Below are 273 nucleotides of genomic sequence, written 5' to 3' on the forward strand. Positions count from 1 at the left end.
CCTAACCAAGCCAACTACACAGGAGTTGAAATGGCTGGAATGAAGTCTATCGATGAAGCGCGCAATGTCCTCGAAGAGGCTGCGCTGATGACCACTGAGACGGTGAGGGCCTTCTACGGGATCGTAGCTGCTGGCCAGGATGTTGACACGCCGCCCTGGCTGTTCATCCTGGCCAGACACATCGACGCCTGGGACAAGGCCTCGCAGGCCTACATGATGGCCGTGCATCAGCATGCTCGGCCTGTCCTCAATGACATGGAGCGCCTCTCCGCG

General features: G+C 59.0%; 1 protein-coding gene. It reads left to right on the forward strand.

The genetic code is table 11. The annotated features are described in order from the left end of the window. Positions 1-39 precede the first annotated feature (39 nt). A partial coding sequence (locus tag ABG80_RS10635; protein WP_152987575.1) for a hypothetical protein occupies positions 40-273 on the forward strand: 234 nt, incomplete at its 3' end.

Origin of the sequence: Aquabacterium parvum (assembly GCF_001447195.1) — a bacterium.
Taxonomy (GTDB): domain Bacteria; phylum Pseudomonadota; class Gammaproteobacteria; order Burkholderiales; family Burkholderiaceae_C; genus Aquabacterium; species Aquabacterium parvum.